A 15,458-nucleotide genomic window follows, 5' to 3' on the forward strand; every position below is an offset into this window, starting at 1 on the left:
GTGATGACCACCACCAAGCCCCTGCCGATGGCACCGAACCAGATCGAGCTGGCGATCGGGGGCATGACCTGCGCCTCCTGCGCCGCCCGGATCGAGAAGAAGCTGAACCGGATGGACGGCGTGACCGCCACGGTCAACTACGCCACCGAGAAGGCCAGCGTCCAGTACGCCGACGACGTCACCCCGGACGACCTGATCGCCACGGTGGAGAAGACCGGCTACACCGCCGCCCTGCCGCCCCCGCCCGCGCCCGCCGGCGCGGAGCCGGCTGCCGAGCCCGTCGACGAACTGCGCGGCCTGCGTACCCGGCTGTGGGTCTCGCTCGTGCTTACCGTGCCGGTGATCCTGCTGGCCATGGTGCCCGCCTGGCAGTTCGAGTACTGGCAGTGGCTGTCGCTGACCCTGGCCGCCCCGGTCGTCGTCTACGGCGGCCTGCCCTTCCACCGGGCGGCCTGGATCAACCTGCGGCACGGCGCGGCGACCATGGACACCCTGGTCTCGCTCGGCACCCTGGCCGCGTTCGGCTGGTCGGTCTGGGCGCTCTTCCTCGGCACCGCGGGCGTGCCGGGGATGACGCACCCGTTCAGCTTCGACATCAGCCGCACCGACGGCGCGGGCAACATCTACCTGGAGGCGGCGGCCGGGGTGACGGTGTTCATCCTCGCCGGCCGCTACTTCGAGGCCCGTTCGAAGCGGACCGCCGGGGCGGCCCTGCGGGCCCTGCTGGAGCTGGGCGCCAAGGACGTCGCGGTAATCCGCGACGGCGTGGAGACCCGGGTCCCGGTGGACCAGCTCGCCGTGGGGGACCGGTTCGTGGTCCGGCCCGGTGAGAAGATCGCCACGGACGGGGTGGTCGACGAGGGCACCTCGGCGGTCGACGCGAGCATGCTCACCGGCGAGTCCGTCCCGGTCGAGGTCGGCCCGGGCGACACCGTCGTCGGCGCGACCGTCAACGCCGGCGGCCGCCTCGTCGTCACCGCCACCCGGATCGGCGGCGACACCCAACTGGCCCAGATGGCCCGGCTGGTCGAGCAGGCGCAGACCGGCAAGGCCGCCGTGCAGCGCCTCGCCGACCGGATCTCCGGGGTCTTCGTGCCGATCGTGATCGCCCTCGCCGCCGGCACCCTCGGCTGGTGGCTCGGTACGGGGACGGGCGCGACGGCCGCGTTCACGGCCGCCGTGGCGGTGCTGATCATCGCCTGCCCGTGCGCCCTCGGGCTGGCCACGCCGACCGCGCTGCTGGTCGGCACCGGCCGGGGCGCCCAGCTCGGCATCCTGATCAAGGGGCCGGAGGTGCTGGAGTCCACGAGGCAGGTGGACACCGTCGTGCTGGACAAGACCGGCACCGTCACCACCGGGAAGATGACCCTGGTGGACGTGCTCCCGGCGGATGGCGAGGACCGCGCGGAGCTGCTCCGGTTGGCCGGCGCGCTGGAGGCCGCGTCCGAGCACCCGATCGCCCAGGCGGTCGCCGCCGGTGCGGCCGAGGCGGGCGCGCTGGCGCCGGTCACCGGCTTCGCCAACGTCGAGGGGCTCGGCGTGACCGGATCGGTCGACGGCCGCGAGGTGCTGGTCGGCCGGCTCCGGCTGCTGCGCGAGCGCGGCCTCGACGTACCGGAGGAGGTGGCGCGGGCGGCGGCCACGGCGGAGGCCGAGGGGCGCACGGCCGTGCTGGCCGGCTGGGACGGACGGGCCCGGGGCGTGCTCGCGGTGGCCGACGTGGTCAAACCGACGAGCCGGGCGGCGGTCGCGCGGCTCCGCGAGCTGGGTCTGACCCCGGTGCTGCTTACCGGCGACAACACCACCGTGGCCCGCGCGGTGGCCGCCGAGATGGGCATCGACGAGGTGATCGCCGAGGTGCTGCCCGCCGACAAGGTCGACGTGGTGCGGCGGCTCCAGGGCGAGGGGCGGACCGTGGCGATGGTCGGCGACGGGATCAACGACGCCGCCGCCCTCGCGCAGGCCGACCTGGGCCTCGCCATGGGCACCGGCACCGACGTGGCGATCGAGGCGTCCGACCTGACCCTGGTGCGGGGCGACCTGATGGCCGCCGTCGACGCGATCCGGCTCTCCCGGCGCACCCTCGGCATCATCAAGGGCAACCTGTTCTGGGCCTTCGCCTACAACGTGGCGGCCCTGCCGCTGGCCGCGGCGGGCCTGCTCAACCCGATGATCGCCGGCGCCGCGATGGCCTTCTCCTCGGTCTTCGTCGTCGCCAACAGCCTGCGGCTGCGCGGCTTCCGCCCGGTCGCCTGACCCTGCCCACCGCGCCGCCGGCCCTCCCGGAAAGGGGGCCGGCGGCACGGTCGTGGATCGGGGGCCACGTGGTCGACACGGGTTGACGCCGGGTGGTCGAGGCGGTTGGGCGGTGGCCGGGCGGGGTACACCGAGGACGTACCGGCACCGCCGATCGGAGGTTGACATGGGTTTCGACGACAAGATCAACAATGCGACCGAGGACGCCGCCGGCAAGCTGAAGGAGGGCGCCGGCCGGGCCACCGACAACGAGCGGCTCGAGGCCGAGGGACGCAACGACCAGACCAGCGCCAAGCTGAAGCAGGCCGGCGAGAAGGTCAAGGACGCCTTCAGGAGCTGATCCGCGTACGCGGAGACCGCCGGGCCGGCATCGCCGGCCCGGCGGACCGCGTGTCGGGCCGGGACGGCCGACGTGTCCGGGGGGTGACCCCGCTCGTTGGCAGGAACGACGTCTCGCCGCCCGGCGTCGGTCGACCCCGTGCCGTCCGCCGGACGGCCGAGACCCACGAACGGGAGGTCCCATGTCCCGATCCGTTCTGTACGCGCGGCGCGCCGCCGCCACGGTGGCGCTCGGGGTGCTGGCCGTGGGCTGCCAGGACGCCCCCCGGGAGGAGGCCGGCGCCCCGACCGGCGCGCCGTCGGCGAGCCCGACCGCTCCGGCCAGTGCCACCGTGAGCCCGTCCCCGGTCCCCACGACGGCCGCCAACACCGCCGAGGTCTGCCGGCAGGTGGACCGGGCCATCCTCGCCGGCAGTCGGAAGATCGCCACCGACTCGGCCGCCTCGGTCCGCCGTGACCTCACCGGCGAACAGGTCGCCGACCAGCTCCGGCGCAACCTGGCCGACCTGGCCGACGACGTACGCGCCCAGGCCCGCCGGGCCGCCGACCCGCAGATCCGCGCCCTGATCGAGGACACCGCCGACCGGATCGACGCCGGCTCCCGGGCGTCCCGCCCGGCCGCCTGGATGACCTCCACCTTCACCGGCATCCCGGCGCAGCTGACCCGCGAGTGCCGCGCCTGAGCCGCCCCTGAGCCGCCCCCTGCGCCGGTCTCCGGTGACTCCGGGGAGGAACAGGGGGCATCCCCCACCCGTCCCTGAGATCGACCGTCCACTGGTGACGCTCCGGACGCTGACCCGCTAGCGTCCGTTTGCATGTGCAAGGGCTGGTCATGAGCGCTGGTCCGACGGCCACCGGCGACGAGTTGGTGCGCGTACTGGCCACGTTGGCCAACCCGCACCGGATGCGGGTGGTCGCCGTGCTGGCGCGACGCCGCGCGTACGTCAGCGAACTCGCCCGCGAGCTCGGCATCAGCCGGGCGCTGGTGCAGGTGCACCTGCGCAGGCTCGCGGCGGCCGGCCTCGTGTCCGCGCACCTGGAGTTGTCGGAGGACGGGAAGGCCATGAAGTACTACGAGGTGAAGCCGTTCACGTACACGCTGACGCCCGCCGCGATCGCGACGGCGGCCGACACGCTCACCGCCGGATCCGGCGCGGGGCCGGACGAGGACGAGAAATGACGGGCATGAGCGATCACGACTGGACCGAGGTGGTCGGGGCGATCGGGCTCTTCGCCCTGTTCATCAGCGTGATCACGGTGACGATCGTGCAGGTCGCCAAGACCCGGCGGGCCCGGGCGGCGGGGGCCCGCGAGGAGGAGTACCGGCGGCTCGCCCAGACCGCCGCGGAGTCCCAGGCGGCCTCCGCCCGCGTGCTGGCGGCCCTCGACGGCCGGCTCGGCGGGATGGAGTCCCGGCTGGCCTCGCTGGAACGCGTCCTGAAGGACGTCGACTAGCGCAGGGGAAGGCCCCGGGCCGTCGAGCGCCAACTCGACGGCCCGGGTGGAAGCAGCATCACCTCGCCCGTGGGCGAGTTCTCATCGCAACGCTCCTTCGAAGGAGAGGACAGCATCTCGTGCTGCGCGTACGCAAGTTCGCCGCCCACCGCGGCGACCGCCCATCGGGCCCTGATGTCGTGGATGACTCAGTTCGACAGGCCGCGGAGGGCGGACACCGACGTCCCCTCCGCATCCGGGCGTTGGCGATCGGCGCGACCGCCGCGCTGCTGGCGATGGGCATCCCGTCGCCCGCGCCGGCCTCGGCCGGCCCACCCGCGCCCACCTCCGCGCCGGCCGCGGCCGAACGGCCCGCGCCGGGCATCGCCTGGCAGCCGTGCGCGGAGGACCGCACCGCCGAGTGCGGCACCCTGTCGCTACCCGTCGACTGGGACCGGCCGGACGGCGACCGGTTCACGCTCCACCTGGCCCGCCGCGTCGCCACCGACCCGGCCGCCCGGATCGGCTCGCTGGTGTTCGGTCCGGGCGGGCCGGGGGACTCCGGCGTCCGGCGGATCATCGCGAACGACCGGTTCAGCGACGACCTGCGCCGGCGGTTCGACATCGTCAGCTTCGACCCGCGCGGCATCGGCCGGAGCAATCCGGTGCTCTGCTCGGCGGCGCTGCTCGACCGGCAGCCCCAGGTCATCACCGACCAGGCCCGGTTCGACGCCGCCCTGGCCGACAACGCGCTGCTCCGGGAGGACTGCCGGCGGCGGACCGGTCCGCTGTTCGACCACGTCGACACCCGCAGCGCCGCCCGGGACCTGGACGCCGTCCGGGCGGCGCTCGGCGAGGCCCGGCTCACCTTCCACGGCAGCTCGTACGGCACCCTGCTCGGCGCGCAGTACGCCGAGGAGTTCCCGTATCGGGTCCGGGCCGTGGTGCTGGAGAGCGTGGTCGACCACAGCCTCGGCACCCGCGCGTTTCTCGACACCCAGGCCGCCACCGCGCAGGACTCCTTCGACGAGTTCGTCGCCTGGTGTGCCCGTACGCCGAGCTGCGCCCTGCACGGCGAGGACGTCCGCGCCGTCTGGGCGGGTCTGTTCCCCCGCGCCGAGCGGGGCGAGCTGGCGGACCCGGACCGGCCCGGGACGGCGCTGACCCCGTACGGCCTCAGCCGGCTCGCCCAGCGCAAGCTGTACGGCCCGGACTGGGCCGGACTGGCCCGGCAGATCGTGGCCCTGCGGGCGACCCCGCCGGCTCCCACCGAACTCCCGGCCGCCGCCACGACCGGCGAGGACGGCGTGCGGCCGCACCCCTTCGCGGTCTTCTGCGCCGACTGGCACCTGCCGGTCCGCGACCACCGGGAGTACGCCGCCCACCTGCGCCGGGCGGCCCGGATTGCGCCCGACCTGCGCTACCCGCAGTCGCTGCTGGCGATCGCGACCTGCCTTGGCACGCCGGCCCCGGTGGCCAACCCGCAGCACCGGCTCCGGGTCCGCACCGACGTGCCGCTGCTGCTCGCCAACACCAGGTACGACCCGGCGAGCGGCCACAACTGGGCGACGAGCGTGTCGCGGCAGCTCGGTCGCTCGGGGGTGCTGCTGACCTACGAGGGTTGGGGGCACGGCAACTACACCCGCAGCGACTGCGTGCGGGACGCGGTCGACCGCTATCTGATCTCGGTCGACGTGCCCGCCCGCGACACCAGCTGCCCGGCCGTCGCGCCCGCCTGACCGGGGGAGCCGGCCGGTGTGTGCGCCCCGCGCCGCACGCCGGCCGGCTCGTCCGTCAGCGCGGCCAGGTCATGCCGGGATCGTCGGTGTCGCCAGCCGGGCGGCGCGCAGCTCCAGGTAGCGCTGCTCCGGCAGGCTCGTCGTGCCCCGGGCCGCCGCCAGGTACGCCGCCCGCGCCGCCCGCGGCTCGCCGGCCAGCTCCAGCAGGTGGGCGCGGACGGCGGCCAGCCGGTGGTGCCCGGCGGTCCGGTCGTCGGCGTCGAGCGGGGCGAGCAGGGCCAGACCGGCGCGGGGACCGTCCACCATGGCCACGGCGACCGCCTGGTTGAGGGTGATCATCGGGTTCGGGGCGATCCGGGCGAGCAGCCGGTAGAGCGCCAGGATCTGCGGCCAGTCCGTCAGCTCCGCCGACGGCGCCTCGGCGTGCACCGCGGCGATCGCCGCCTGGAGCTGGTACGGGCCGGGCGGCGACCACGTCAGCGCCTCGGTCACCAGGGCGATCCCCTCCGCGATGGCGGCGGCGTCCCAGCGGCCGCGGTCCTGCTCGGCGAGCGGGACCAGCTCGCCGGCCGGCCCGGTCCGGGCCGCCCGGTGCGCGTCGGTGAGCAGCATCAGCGCCAGCAGGCCGGTCACCTCGCCGTCGTCGGGAAGCAGCCGGTGCAGCGTGCGGGCCAGCCGGATCGCCTCGGCGGTCAGGTCTGCCCGGTGCAGGTCCGGCCCGCTGGAGGCGGTGTAGCCCTCGTTGAAGACCAGGTAGAGCACCTGGAGCACGGTCCGCAGCCGCTCGTCCCGCTCCGCGGGCGCGGGCATGGTGAACCGCGCGCCGGTGGCCTCGATCCGTTGCTTGGCCCGGCGGATGCGCTGGCTCATGGTCGCCTCGGGCACCAGGTGCGCCCGGGCGATCTGCGCGGTGGTCAGGCCGCCGACCGCGCGCAGCGTCAGCGCGACCTGCGCGGACCGGGCCAGCGCCGGGTGGCAGCACAGGAACAGCAGCGTCAGGGTGTCGTCCCCGGCCGGCGGCTCCTCGTCGGCCGCGGGGGCGACCGTCGCGTACGCCGGCTCGCGGACGGCCACGGCGACCTCCCGGTCCCGGCGGGCCCGCTCGCTGCGCCACTCGTCGGTCAGCCGGCGGCCGGCGACGGTGAGCAGCCAGGCCCGGGGGTTGTCCGGCACGCCCTGTTCCGGCCACTGCATGGCGGCGGCGAGCAGCGCCTCCTGCACGGCGTCCTCGGCCGCGTCGAACTGACCGTGCCGGCGGACGAGCAGGCCGAGGACCTGCGGCGCCAGGTCGCGCAGCAGGTCCTCGACGTGCCGTCCGCTCACATGTCCGTCCCGGCCTCGTCCATGACCGCCCGCACCTCCAGCGCACCGAAGCCCCGCCGCACGTCCGGCCAGCGGCTGGCGATCTCGGCGGCCCGCTCGGGGCTGTCGCAGTCGACCATCAGGTAGCCGGCGAACTGCTCCTTGCTCTCCATGAACGGCCCGTCGGTCACCTCCGGCCGGTCACCGGCCAGCCGGACCGTACGCGCCTGCGACGGGTCGGCCAGCGCCTGGCCGCCGACCAGCTCGCCGGACTCGGTCAGCTCGCGCATGATCTCGTCGACCTCGCCGAAGAGCGCGGTGCGTTCCTGCTCCGACAGTTCCTCGACGAAACCGGGGCGGTTCCAGATCAGCAGCATGTACTTCATCGGGTGCTCCTCGTCCGCTCGGCCGCGCCCATGGTGACGCGTCTCCGGTGAGGGGTCGGAGCCGACCCGCCGGATCCGACAGCGGTGCGGGAAGTTTCTCAGCGCCGGCCGCGTACCTGCCGCTTCGGGGTGGGGCCGGCGCCGAGCGAGGCGCGGTCGGCGGCGGAGGTGCCCGACGACCAGCCGTCGGCGTCGCGGACGGTGAGCCGGGCCCGGGTGACGCCGGGGAAGAGCGTGTCGAGGCGTTCGCGCACCGCCTCGGCGCGGGTGGCGAGCACCGGCAGCAGCCGCTCCGGCCCGGCCTCGGTGGCCGCCTGCCGGTCCGCGTCCTCGGTGGCCGCCCGCAGCCGCTCGCCGATCCGCAGGGCGAAGGCGTTGAGGAAGGACTCGTCGTAGTCCCGGGTCCGCCGGCCGGCGCCCTTGGTCCGCCGCTCGCCCCGGCCGCGCAGCATCGCCGCGGTGGCCTGCACCAGCAGCGAGGTGTAGAGCAGCTCGACCGCCTCCAGGTCGGCCGGCCAACCCAGCACGGTGGTGAAGCCCAGGTCGTCGGACCACACCGCCTCGCAGCGGTTCGCCGCCGCCACCTCCTGCACGAGCAGCGCCTTGGCGCCCGCGTACGGGGGGTCGGTGCCGAGGCGCACCCCGCCGGGCTGGTCGGCGCGCTCGGCGACGCCCGCCAGCAGCGCCTGGTCGATGCTGTGCCGGGCGATCAGCTCCTGGGCCTTGCCGGTCAGCGCCTCCGCCTCGGCCGGGTAGGTCGTCGACTCCGCCTTGGCCAGCAGCGCCCGCACCCGGTCGAGCATCCGCGACCCGCCGCCGGACCCGCCGCGCGCGGCGACCGTCCCCGTGGCGCCGGGCGGTGGGCGCAGCACGGCGATCGGCGGGAGCCCCTCGACCAGGGCCAGCGCGTCGACCGCCGCGCGCAGCGCGGTGAACCGGTCCCACCCGGCACGGGCCGACCAGGCGGCCAGGTGGCCCTCGTCGGCGTCCCACCACACCCGCGCGCCCAGGTCGCGGAGCTGGTCGTCCCACCACGGGGGCACCGGCCCGGTCAGGTCGCGGCGGTGCGCGGCGAGCGCGTCGGTCACCAGCCCGGCCGGCCGGGCACCGAGCCGGCGGGTGGCGAGCCGCGCCAGGTCCACCGGCTGCCAGCCGCGCGGCACCAGCCGGCCGACCCCGCGGACCAGGCGTCGCAGGAGCGCGGCGTCGACGGCCGCCGCGCCGTCCGCCGCGCCCGTGCCGATCATCAGCCGGTCCAGCCGCCGCTCCGCGAGGCGTACGTCGGTGCCGCGTACCGCCGCGAGGGCGTCGCTGATCAGTTCCTCGGCGTCCGGCACGGCCGCGTCCTCCTGGGGTCTGCTCCGGCGCGCCCGGGAACGACCGTCGCCTGCCCGCCGAACGTACCCCCGGGCCCGCCCGCCGTCCGCCGGTCGTGACGGGTGCCACCGGAGCCCGCCGCCCCGCCGGCTCCGCCCGGCCGAGGGCGTCGGCATGCTTCGCCCGGTCCGGGGTAGATCGGGGGCCGGCGCGAGGTGATGCGAGGTTTCGTGATGGCGGGATCGTGGTTGCTGGGCAACGGCTCCGGCACGCCGGCGGAGCGGCCGACGGCGGTGCTGGTCGCGGTGCACCAGGACGAGGCGGGCGACACCGGGCCGGGGACGCAGGTGTCGCTGTCGGAGCTGCGCCGGCTCGCCGACACCGACGGGCTCGCCGTCGTCGACGAGGTGGTGCAGAGCCGGCCCCGGCCCGACCCGGCCACCTTCGTCGGCTCCGGCAAGGTCGACGAGTTGGCGGCGCTGACCGAGCGGACCGGCGCCGACCTGGTCATCGCCGACGGCGAGCTGACTCCCGGCCAGGTGCGCAACCTGGAGGAGCGGGTCGGCGTACGCGTGGTCGACCGGACCGCGCTGATCCTGGACATCTTCGCCGAGCACGCCCGCACCAGCGAGGGCCGCGTGCAGGTGGAGTTGGCGCAGATCGCGTACCAACTGCCACGGCTGCGCGGCGACGGGCGCTCGATGTCCCGCATCGGTGGCGGCCGGATGGCCGGCGGCGCCGGCATGGGCGTGCGCGGGCCCGGTGAGATGCGGCTGGAGACCCAGCGCCGCCGGCTGCGCCAGCGGGCCACCCGGCTGCGCCGCAACGCCTCCGAGCTGACCCGGCGGCGGGAGCGCAACCGGGAGCGGCGGGCCCGCAACCAGGTCCCGTCGGCGGCGATCACCGGCTACACGAACGCGGGCAAGTCCGCCCTGCTCAACCGACTGACCGGAGCGGACGCCCAGGTGCAGGACGTGCTCTTCGCGACCCTCGACCCGACCGTGCGCCGGATCCGCGTCGGCGACGTGCTCTTCACCGTGACCGACACGGTCGGGTTCGTCCGGCACCTGCCGCACCAACTCGTCGACGCGTTCCGGTCGACCCTCGACGAGGTCAGCCGCAGCGACCTCGTGACGCACGTGGTGGACGCCTCCGCGCCGGACGCGCTCGACCAGATCACCACCGTGCACGGCGTGCTGCACGAGATCGGCGCGGGCGACGTCCCGGAGCTGCTGGTGCTCAACAAGATCGACGTGACCCCGGTGGAGTGGGTCGACGCGCTGCGGCGGGCCCACCCCGGCGCGGTCGCCGTGTCGGCGTTGACCGGCGCCGGCATGGACGAACTGCGCGCCGCCCTGGCCGCCCGCCTGGCCCGCCGATGACCCGACCGGAGGTGCCGGACCTCCGCCGGTCGGTACTCGCCGCCGCGGTGATCGGTGTCGCGGTGATGGCCGCCGTCGACGAGATCGTCTTCCACCAACTGCTCGGCTGGCACCACTTCTACGACCGGTCCACCCTCTCGGTGGGCCTGCTCTCCGACGGGCTGCTGCACTCCGCCGAGCTGCTCGCCCTCGTCGGCGGCTTCTTCTGGTACGCCGACCTGCGCCGCCGCGGTGCCCTGGTGCGCCGGGGCGCCTGGGGCGGCTTCCTGCTCGGCGCCGGAGCGTTCCAGCTCTTCGACGGGATCGTGGACCACAAGGTGCTGCGGCTGCACCAGATCCGCTACGGGGTGCACCTGCTCCCGTACGACGTGGTGTGGAACGCGGGGGCCGTGGCGCTGCTGCTGCTCGGCGCGTGGGTGACCTGGCGGGCCCGGTCCCGCCCCGGCGCGCGGTGACGGCGATCGCGTACACCGGTGCCGCCGCCGGGTCACCGACGCTGCCGCTGGCGGTGGTCGCGCTGCTGGCCGCCGGCTACCTGTTCGCGGTGTCCCGGGACCGGCGGGGCTGGCGCCGCCGGCGTACGGCCGCCTGGCTGGCCGGCTGCGCGGTGCTGGCGGCCGCCCTGGGCCCGCTGGCGGGCGGGTCCGGCGATCCCCGCGCGCACGCGGCCCAGCACCTGCTGCTCGGCATGGTCGCCCCGCTCGCGCTGGCCCTCGGCGCGCCGGTCACGCTGCTGCTGCGGGTCGTCCCGCCCCCGGTCGGCCGCCGGGCGGGCCGGTTCCTGCGGGCCCGGCCCGTGCACCTGCTCGCCCATCCGGCGACCGGGGCCGTGCTCACCACCGGCGGGCTGGCGCTGGTGCTGCTCACCCCGGTCTACGTGGCGGCCGAGCGGAACCCGTGGCTGCACCACGCGCTGCACGCCCACTACCTCGCCGCCGGCTACCTCTTCGCCTGGGCGGTGGCCGGCCCCGACCCGGCTCCGCGCCGGCCCGGCCACACCGTGCGGGCCGGCGCCCTGCTCGGCGCGGCGGCCGGGCACGCCGTGCTGGCCAAGTATTTGTACGCGCACGCCGCCACCCTGCCGCCCGGGCTGGTCGAGCGGGACGTCGCGGCGCTGCGCGCGGCGGCCCGCCTGATGTACTACGGCGGCGACGTCGCCGAACTGCTGCTGGCGACCGCCCTGTTCGCCGCCTGGTACCAGCGGCGGCGACCGCGGCCCGTGACCGCGTGGCGGCCCCGCCCGGCCACCGCCCGGGCCTGGGTGCCGGCGGGCGGCTCGGGTGGCGGCTGCCGCAACAACACCGGGCGACCCGGCGATAGTGGGGTGTGAAAGCCGAGACACGGCCCTGCGACGAGGAACTCTGGCCGGCCGTCGCCGCCGGCGACGAGGGCGCGTTCGGGCGGCTCTTCGACCGCCACTCGCGGGCGGTCTACAACCATGCCTTCCGGCTGACCGGCTCCTGGTCCACGGCGGAGGACGTCACCCAGGCCACCTTCCTGGTCGCCTGGCGGCGGAGGGACGCGGCACGCCTGGTGGACGGGTCCGTGCTGCCCTGGCTGCTGGTGGTGGCGAGCAACGCCGTACGCACCGAGTGGCGGTCGGCGAGACGGTGGGCGGCACTGCTGCGCCGGCTGCCGGCCGACCGGCAGGCGGGGGACGACCCGGCCGAGGAGATCGCGCAGCGCCTGGACGACGAGCGGCGGATGACGGGGATCCTGGCCGCCGTCCGGCGGCTGCCCCGGGCGGAGCGGGAGGCCGTCGCGCTCTGCCTCTGGTCGGGGGTGTCGTACGCGAACGCGGCGGCGGCCCTCGGCGTCAGCGAGGTCGCCGTCCGGTCCCGCGTCAGCCGCGCCCGGAAACGGCTGGCGCGGCTGGTCACCGACGAGAACGAGGAGGAGCAGCGATGACGAGGGCCCTCGAACCGCCCGACGAGCGGGACCTGCCGCCCCGGGTGGCGAACCGGATGCGGGCGGATGTCCTCCGCGCGGTCCGCCGCCCGGCGACGAGACGGATCCGCCCGCGGCTCGCGGTGGGTGTGACCGCGCTGGCGGTGGTCGCGGCCGGGTTCGCCGTACGGGCGCCCTCCGACGCCGAGACGGTGCAGGTGCTGGCGATGGGGTACGGCGAGTTGTCCCCCACCCTCCGGGCGGCCGCCCGGCAGTGCCTGGCGTGGAGCCCGCCGGACCCGGACGTGGCACCGACAACGACCGATCTGGCCGTGGCGGCCGAGCGGGGCGACCGCGCGGTGGTGTTCTTCCTGACCGAGACGGGCTACGTGACCTGCGACGTGCACCGGCCGGCGGGCGCGGAGGTGACGGGCGGGCTCTCGATCGACCGCTGGCCCGCGCACGACCTGCTCCCCGGACCGGTGCAACGACTCCTGCTCACCTCCACGAAGCGGTCCGGTGGCGACGTGACGGTCAGCGGCCGGGTCAGCTCCCGCGTCGCCCGCCTGGTGCTGGAACACGGCGACGGGAAGACCACCCCCGCCCGGATCTCCGATGGTGTCTTCGCGGTCATGACGGTCGGGGCCGACCTCGACGAGGACGGGGCGCGGCTGGTGAGCTACGACGCCGCCGGCACCGAGATCGACCGCCGCCGGTTGTTCCAGCCCTCGGACGAGTTCGACCACTGCTACGTCGATCCCGCCGGCGCGGTGGTGTACGGCCGGCCCGGCGGTGACTGCCGACCGGCCGAGCCCTGGGGACGGTGAGCGACGCCCGCGCCCGCGGTGCCCCGTCGGTCAGCGGGCGGCGGGCGGGTTCCCGGCCGTCAGCCGGAGCGTGAAGCCCTCGCCGTCGCGGTGCCACGTCACGTGGCTGCACGACTGGTAGGTGATCCACAGGCCCAGCCCGCCCGGGGCGTCGCCGGGCGTGGGGAGCAGCCCGCAGTACGGATCCCCCGGCCCGTCGCCGCCGTCGCGGATCGTCGCCACGATGCGGTCGTCGCCGGACCAGACGCGCAGCAGGACCGGCGGCCGGCCGTGGCGCAGCGCGTTGGTGACGGTCTCGCTGACCGCGACGACGAGGTCGTCCACGTCGTCGGCCGACACCTGGCCCCGGTCGGCCTTGTGCACGGCGGCGCGCGCCTCGGCCGCCGTCGGGTCCGTCAGCTCGACGACCGGCGGCTCCGCCTGGAGGGGGTCGGGCGCGACCGGCCGGGTCTCCCGCAGGTACTCCGTCGGCGACGTCCAGGTCGCGCTCGGCACGTGCCCGCCGTCGACGGTCGCGAACCGGGGATGTGTGCGGGCCACGTCCGCCAGCACCTCCGGCGGCGTGCGCCGGGTGTCGTACGCGCACATGCTCCACAGCGGGAAGTCGTCGTAGGCGTGGTTGATCGCCGACTCGTACCGGGCCCACCAGTCCCACGTCGCGCTGAATGCGACCGGGGGCACCTCGCCGAGGATCCGGATCTGCCCGGCGCCGGCGGCCACCTGTGCCGCGAGGAGTTCGCGGTAGGACCGGATGGCGGTGGCGGGACGGGCGTAGACCTCGCCGCCGGGCAGGAACTCCACCCCGCAGCCGGCGGGCAGCGCCGAGCGGACCAGCCCGCCGGTGCGCTCGCCCAGGGCCACGAAGGTGGGCTCGCCCGCCTCGACGCCACCGAGCAGGAACGGCACCACCACGGCGAGCAGTTCGTCGTCGGAGTCGTACCGGACGGCCTCGTGGTAGTAGCCGTGGTGCTGGGCGGCCGCGCCGGTCCTCATCGCGCGACCTCCACCCGGATGCCGGGCAGGTTCAGCAGGTCGACCAGCCGGGCCGCCGCCGAGCGGGAGGTGCGCAGCACGGCGCTCGCGCCGCGGCGGCGCGCGTACTCGGCCAGGTGGGCCAGGGCGCGGTGGTCGAGGAAGCGCAGCCCGGCCGCCGACAGCACCAGCTCACCGCCGGTGGGGCGCAGGTCGGCGCGGTCCAGGGCGGCGCGGAACAGCTCGTGGTTGGACAGGTCCAGCTCGCCGGCCAGCGCGGCGTGCCCCTCGGCGGGCGCGACGGCGTACAGCCGGAACAGGACGTCGTCGACGTTGCTGTCCGGGTGCATGCAGGCCAGCTCGGCGACCGCCCGGTCACCCAGCCCGGGCCGGTGGTAGGCGCACATGGCCGAGAACGGCCGGTTGCGCATGTAGCGGTCGACGAGGTGCTCGTAGCGGGTGAAGCTCTCCAACTGGGCCGGGGTGCGGACCAGCTCGGTGGCCTCCGCGGCCACGCGCAGCCCGGTGTGCCCGGCGGCGAGCGCCTCGTCGGTGGCGGCCGCGTAGGCGGCGACCTGTGTCGGCGGGTCGACGACGTGGCCGTGCGAGTAGGTCGAGAACAGGGGGACCACGGCGGCGGCGCCCCGGCGCACGGCGGCGGCGAAGGCGGGCAGGCGGTGCAGCCGGTCGGCCACCGCGTCGACGGGGTCCGGCGTGACGTACCAGACGCGTTCGCCGGCGGCGAGGCCCGCGAGCAGGTAGCGCTCCGCCTGGGCGGCGAGCGACCCCAGGTCCTCGTACGACCAGCAGAGGTGCTCCTGCGGTGTGGCCTGCCGCTCTTCGGTGATCACGCCGGTTGCCTCACGGCAACCAGTGTAGGTCGTGCGGAGACGAGGGCCGTGGCCCGAGCTGCCGGTGCGGGCGGCCCGCCGGTCAGGCGTGCCGCGCGCCGCTCAGCCGGGCGGTGCGGGGGAAGGACGCCCAGATGTTCTTGGTGGTCGCGGTGGCGTACCAGCCGACGTCGAGGGACAGGGCGCGGGCGAGTTGCAGGCCGCGCCCGCCGGCGCCCTCGGACTGCGTGTCGGCGAGTTCCGGCAGGGAACCGAGGTCGTGGTCGGCGACGTCGAGGATGAGGTAGTCGTCGGTGGCGAGCAGTCGGACGATGGTCGGCGGTCTCCCGTGGCGCAGGGCGTTCGTGGCGAGTTCCGTGGCGATCAGCGCGACCAGCTCGGGGACCTCCTCCAGGGCCTCGCCCTCGCCGAGCACGTCGCCGGTCAGCTCCTCGTGCAGGGACGCCCGCAGGCCGCGCAGGTCCGTTCCCTCGGACAACGTCCACCGCCGCAGCTCGACGGCCTGCGGCGGTGGTGGCGAACTGCTGAGCTGACCCATGGAGGGGTGGTACCCGGCCACCGCCCGCCTCAAGCCGCCGGACGGGTCGGTCAGCACACCGGATCGGGTGTGCCGCGCGGCACGCCGGAGCGGCAGCGCCGCACCCGCTCGGCCGCCATCCGGCCGCCCACCGCCCCGGCGCGGGCGCGACGGCCCGCCGGATCGCCACGGGCCAAATCTCTCCTAACGGAACAATGGGAAGTATCGATCGGCGTGCGTGTCCTGGAC

17 protein-coding genes are annotated in these 15,458 nt (G+C 75.8%); 11 read left to right on the forward strand and 6 right to left on the reverse strand.

Annotation, left to right across the window (positions count from 1 at the left end; all coding sequences use genetic code 11):
- Positions 1 to 3: 3 nt before the first annotated feature.
- The 6 genes from ACFY23_RS03515 (at position 4) to ACFY23_RS03540 (ending at position 5,768) form a co-directional block, all read left to right on the forward strand.
- Positions 4 to 2,256: a heavy metal translocating P-type ATPase gene (locus ACFY23_RS03515; RefSeq protein WP_350681142.1), complete on the forward strand. Its 2,253-nt coding sequence runs from the start codon at positions 4 to 6 to the stop codon at positions 2,254 to 2,256.
- A 166-nt stretch (positions 2,257 to 2,422) separates the two neighbouring features.
- Positions 2,423 to 2,596, forward strand: coding sequence for a CsbD family protein (locus ACFY23_RS03520; protein ID WP_350681140.1), 174 nt, complete (start codon positions 2,423 to 2,425; stop codon positions 2,594 to 2,596).
- Between the two features lie 181 nt (positions 2,597 to 2,777).
- Positions 2,778 to 3,278: a hypothetical protein gene (locus tag ACFY23_RS03525; RefSeq protein WP_350681138.1), complete on the forward strand. Its 501-nt coding sequence runs from the start codon at positions 2,778 to 2,780 to the stop codon at positions 3,276 to 3,278.
- A 149-nt stretch (positions 3,279 to 3,427) separates the two neighbouring features.
- A complete protein-coding gene (locus ACFY23_RS03530; protein WP_350681136.1) occupies positions 3,428 to 3,775 on the forward strand; it encodes an ArsR family transcriptional regulator in 348 nt (115 codons plus the stop codon).
- A 5-nt stretch (positions 3,776 to 3,780) separates the two neighbouring features.
- Positions 3,781 to 4,050, forward strand: a complete 270-nt coding sequence (locus tag ACFY23_RS03535) for a hypothetical protein (RefSeq protein ID WP_350681134.1) — start codon at positions 3,781 to 3,783, stop codon at positions 4,048 to 4,050.
- A 275-nt stretch (positions 4,051 to 4,325) separates the two neighbouring features.
- Positions 4,326 to 5,768: an alpha/beta hydrolase gene (locus ACFY23_RS03540; RefSeq protein WP_387035880.1), complete on the forward strand. Its 1,443-nt coding sequence runs from the start codon at positions 4,326 to 4,328 to the stop codon at positions 5,766 to 5,768.
- Positions 5,769 to 5,837: 69 nt separating this feature from the next.
- On the opposite strand, the gene ACFY23_RS03545 is transcribed toward ACFY23_RS03540, so the two are convergent.
- The 3 genes from ACFY23_RS03545 to ACFY23_RS03555 form a co-directional block, all read right to left on the reverse strand.
- Positions 5,838 to 7,091, reverse strand: coding sequence for a DUF6596 domain-containing protein (locus ACFY23_RS03545; RefSeq protein ID WP_350681130.1), 1,254 nt, complete (start codon positions 7,089 to 7,091; stop codon positions 5,838 to 5,840).
- A complete protein-coding gene (locus ACFY23_RS03550; RefSeq protein ID WP_350681128.1) occupies positions 7,088 to 7,456 on the reverse strand; it encodes a YciI family protein in 369 nt (122 codons plus the stop codon). The genes ACFY23_RS03545 and ACFY23_RS03550 overlap by 4 nt, the downstream gene beginning before the upstream one ends.
- 98 nt (positions 7,457 to 7,554) lie before the next feature.
- Positions 7,555 to 8,793: a DUF2786 domain-containing protein gene (locus ACFY23_RS03555; RefSeq protein ID WP_350681126.1), complete on the reverse strand. Its 1,239-nt coding sequence runs from the start codon at positions 8,791 to 8,793 to the stop codon at positions 7,555 to 7,557.
- 213 nt (positions 8,794 to 9,006) lie between these two features.
- On the opposite strand from ACFY23_RS03555, the gene hflX reads away from it, so the two are divergent.
- From hflX to ACFY23_RS03580, 5 genes are read left to right on the forward strand one after another with little or no spacing between them, the layout of a single operon-like run.
- Positions 9,007 to 10,155, forward strand: coding sequence for a GTPase HflX (gene hflX / locus ACFY23_RS03560; RefSeq protein ID WP_350681124.1), 1,149 nt, complete (start codon positions 9,007 to 9,009; stop codon positions 10,153 to 10,155).
- The gene (locus ACFY23_RS03565; protein WP_350681122.1) at positions 10,152 to 10,610 is read left to right on the forward strand and encodes a DUF2243 domain-containing protein; all 459 of its coding nucleotides are present in this window, start codon (positions 10,152 to 10,154) and stop codon (positions 10,608 to 10,610) included. Before hflX ends, ACFY23_RS03565 begins: the two co-directional genes overlap by 4 nt.
- Positions 10,568 to 11,485, forward strand: a complete 918-nt coding sequence (locus ACFY23_RS03570) for a cytochrome c oxidase assembly protein (protein WP_350681120.1) — start codon at positions 10,568 to 10,570, stop codon at positions 11,483 to 11,485. Before ACFY23_RS03565 ends, ACFY23_RS03570 begins: the two co-directional genes overlap by 43 nt.
- Positions 11,482 to 12,063, forward strand: a complete 582-nt coding sequence (locus tag ACFY23_RS03575) for an RNA polymerase sigma factor (RefSeq protein ID WP_350681118.1) — start codon at positions 11,482 to 11,484, stop codon at positions 12,061 to 12,063. Before ACFY23_RS03570 ends, ACFY23_RS03575 begins: the two co-directional genes overlap by 4 nt.
- Complete coding sequence (locus ACFY23_RS03580; RefSeq protein WP_350681116.1) at positions 12,060 to 12,869, forward strand: hypothetical protein; 810 nt, start codon at positions 12,060 to 12,062, stop codon at positions 12,867 to 12,869. The genes ACFY23_RS03575 and ACFY23_RS03580 overlap by 4 nt, the downstream gene beginning before the upstream one ends.
- 30 nt (positions 12,870 to 12,899) lie before the next feature.
- Here ACFY23_RS03580 and ACFY23_RS03585 read toward each other — a convergent pair whose 3' ends face one another.
- The 3 genes from ACFY23_RS03585 to ACFY23_RS03595 form a co-directional block, all read right to left on the reverse strand.
- A complete protein-coding gene (locus tag ACFY23_RS03585; RefSeq protein WP_350681114.1) occupies positions 12,900 to 13,862 on the reverse strand; it encodes an anti-sigma factor RsbA family regulatory protein in 963 nt (320 codons plus the stop codon).
- Entirely contained in the window at positions 13,859 to 14,692 is an 834-nt protein-coding gene (locus ACFY23_RS03590; protein ID WP_350681112.1) for an MEDS domain-containing protein, read from the reverse strand. Before ACFY23_RS03590 ends, ACFY23_RS03585 begins: the two co-directional genes overlap by 4 nt.
- 82 nt (positions 14,693 to 14,774) lie before the next feature.
- Positions 14,775 to 15,230 carry an ATP-binding protein gene (locus tag ACFY23_RS03595; protein ID WP_350681110.1) on the reverse strand — a complete coding sequence of 152 codons (456 nt, stop codon included), beginning with the start codon at positions 15,228 to 15,230 and terminating at the stop codon, positions 14,775 to 14,777.
- Positions 15,231 to 15,458: the final 228 nt, after the last annotated feature.

The organism is Micromonospora sp. NPDC000121 (assembly GCF_042899165.1).
Taxonomy (GTDB): Bacteria; Actinomycetota; Actinomycetes; order Mycobacteriales; family Micromonosporaceae; genus Micromonospora.

Bases quoted from the DNA above. Each gene is read 5' to 3' on its own strand.
- ACFY23_RS03515 (WP_350681142.1), top strand. From the start codon at position 4: ATGACCACCACCAAGCCCCTGCCGATGGCACCGAACCAGATCGAGCTG.
- ACFY23_RS03520 (WP_350681140.1), top strand. From the start codon at position 2,423: ATGGGTTTCGACGACAAGATCAACAATGCGACCGAGGACGCCGCCGGC.
- ACFY23_RS03525 (WP_350681138.1), top strand. From the start codon at position 2,778: ATGTCCCGATCCGTTCTGTACGCGCGGCGCGCCGCCGCCACGGTGGCG.
- ACFY23_RS03530 (WP_350681136.1), top strand. From the start codon at position 3,428: ATGAGCGCTGGTCCGACGGCCACCGGCGACGAGTTGGTGCGCGTACTG.
- ACFY23_RS03535 (WP_350681134.1), top strand. From the start codon at position 3,781: ATGAGCGATCACGACTGGACCGAGGTGGTCGGGGCGATCGGGCTCTTC.
- ACFY23_RS03540 (WP_387035880.1), top strand. From the start codon at position 4,326: ATGGGCATCCCGTCGCCCGCGCCGGCCTCGGCCGGCCCACCCGCGCCC.
- ACFY23_RS03550 (WP_350681128.1), bottom strand. From the start codon at position 7,456: ATGAAGTACATGCTGCTGATCTGGAACCGCCCCGGTTTCGTCGAGGAA.
- hflX (WP_350681124.1), top strand. From the start codon at position 9,007: ATGGCGGGATCGTGGTTGCTGGGCAACGGCTCCGGCACGCCGGCGGAG.
- ACFY23_RS03565 (WP_350681122.1), top strand. From the start codon at position 10,152: ATGACCCGACCGGAGGTGCCGGACCTCCGCCGGTCGGTACTCGCCGCC.
- ACFY23_RS03580 (WP_350681116.1), top strand. From the start codon at position 12,060: ATGACGAGGGCCCTCGAACCGCCCGACGAGCGGGACCTGCCGCCCCGG.
- ACFY23_RS03585 (WP_350681114.1), bottom strand. From the start codon at position 13,862: ATGAGGACCGGCGCGGCCGCCCAGCACCACGGCTACTACCACGAGGCC.
- ACFY23_RS03595 (WP_350681110.1), bottom strand. From the start codon at position 15,230: ATGGGTCAGCTCAGCAGTTCGCCACCACCGCCGCAGGCCGTCGAGCTG.